Source organism: Paraburkholderia sp. Ac-20347 (assembly GCF_017104805.1).
In the GTDB taxonomy this organism is placed as follows: Bacteria; Pseudomonadota; Gammaproteobacteria; order Burkholderiales; family Burkholderiaceae; genus Paraburkholderia; species Paraburkholderia tropica.
On sequence record NZ_JAAGPN010000546.1, the window covers coordinates 1 to 1,838 of the forward strand.

The following is a 1,838-nucleotide window of genomic DNA, read 5'->3' on the forward strand; positions in this document are numbered from 1 at the left end:
GATCGCTTCGAGCGCGCCCGCCGCGCCGAGCGTGTGGCCGGTCGCGCCCTTGGTCGAGCTGCACGGCGTCGCGCCGAACAGCGCGCCCACGGCGCGGCTTTCAGAGGCGTCGTTGCTGGGCGTAGCCGTGCCGTGCAGATTGATGTAGTCGATCTCGTCCGGCGCGAGACCCGCGCTCGCAAGCGCCTGTTCGAGCGCGGCGCGCGCGCCCAGTCCCTCCGGATGCGGCGACGACATGTGATGCGCGTCGCTCGATTCGCCGATACCGAGCAGCAGGATCGCGTCGCCCGGCAGGGTGTCCGCTTGCGCGGGCAGGCGTTCGAGCAGCGCAAACGCGGCTGCTTCGCCGATCGAAATGCCGTCGCGCGCCACGTCGAACGGGCGGCACGGCTGGCGCGAGAGCAGTTCGAGCGAGTTGAAGCCGTACAGCGTGGTGAGGCACAGCGAATCGACGCCGCCCACGACCGCCGCGTCGATCAGGCCCGCTTCGATCATGCGCCGCGCCGAGCCGAACACTTTCGCGCTCGACGAACACGCCGACGAGATCGCCGTGGCCGGCCCGCGCGCGCCGAAATAGTCGCGCACGAACGCGGCCAGCGCGTAGGGATTGTGCGTGCGCGCGTAGTCGAAGCCGGGATGCAGCAGGCCGGTTTCGCGGTCGCGCTCGCGATAGGCGTTTTCGGTTTCGAGGATGCCGCTCGTGCTGGTGCCGACGAACACGCCGACGCGCTCCGCGCCGTAGCGCGCGACGGCGGCGTGCACGCGTTCGGCGAAACCGTCCTGTTCGAGACCGAGTTGCGCGAGGCGATGATTGCGGCACGCGTAGGCGGCGAGATCGGCGCGAATGGCGATGGCGTCGACGTCCTGGACCGAGCCGATCCACGTGTCGAGATCCGCGCGTTCGAAGTCGCACGGCGCGAGGCCGCTGCGCCGCTCGCGCAGCGCGTCGAGCATGGCGTCGAGCCCGCGGCCGAGGCAGCTGGTGGCGGTGAAGTGCGAGACGAGAAGGGGATTCACGAAGTTCGGTCCTGGGGCCGGCGCGCGCGCCATTTAGGGTCGAATTTTACCAAACGGGGCGGCGTTGCCGCCGTCTCCGACTGGCGTGACGGGCGCGGCGTCGAGCGCCGCGCGCAGGGTGATCCAGTGATAGTGCGCCTCGGCGGCGGCGCGCAGCACCTGCGGCAGCACCGCGAGCACGACCGGCTGGCCGAGTGCGTCGCGCGCGCTGTTGGCGTCGTGCAGCAGCAGGATGTCGCGCGGCGCGAGACCGGTCAGCAGACGCTGCGTCACGATCTGCGGATCGCGCTCGCGGGTGTCGAAACCGCGCCGCGTCCAGCTCGCCAGTTGCAGGCCGAGCGCGCAGAGCACCGGTTCGAGAAACGGATTGCGCAAGCCGGCGGGCGCGCGGAAAAAGCGCGGACGCGTGCCGCTGATGTCCGTCAGCGTGCGTTGCGCGGCCTCGATCTCGCGCCGCAGCGCGCCGGGTCCGCTGACCGAAAACGTATGCCGATGCCGCTGGCTGTGGTTCTCCACGGCGTGGCCGCGCGCGACGATCGCCTCGATCCACTTCGGATGCTGGCGCGCGCGCTCGCCGATGCAGAAGAAGGTCGCGTGCGCGCCGTATTCGTCGAGCAGATCGAGCACGCGCGGCGTGATCTCGGGATCGGGGCCGTCGTCGATGGTGAGGGCGAGGCGGCGGTCGGCGCCGGGCGCGGACGTGGCGGACGTGACGGACGAGGCAGACGCGGCGGGCAGGCGCGTCCAGTTCGGGCCGAGCAGCGCGCTTCTGGGCCAGAGGCCGGCGGCCGTCAACGCGAGATGCGAGGCCGCGACGCTGC

General features: G+C 71.4%; 2 protein-coding genes. Both read right to left on the bottom strand.

What is annotated here, in order from left to right:
- The coding region (locus tag G3N97_RS38530; protein WP_205997959.1) for a beta-ketoacyl-[acyl-carrier-protein] synthase family protein at window positions 1-1,017 on the bottom strand (1,017 nt) is incomplete at its 3' end.
- A 33-nt stretch (window positions 1,018-1,050) separates the two neighbouring features.
- Window positions 1,051-1,838, bottom strand: a 788-nt coding sequence (locus tag G3N97_RS38535) for a polysaccharide deacetylase family protein (RefSeq protein WP_205997960.1), incomplete at its 5' end; no start/stop codon positions are given.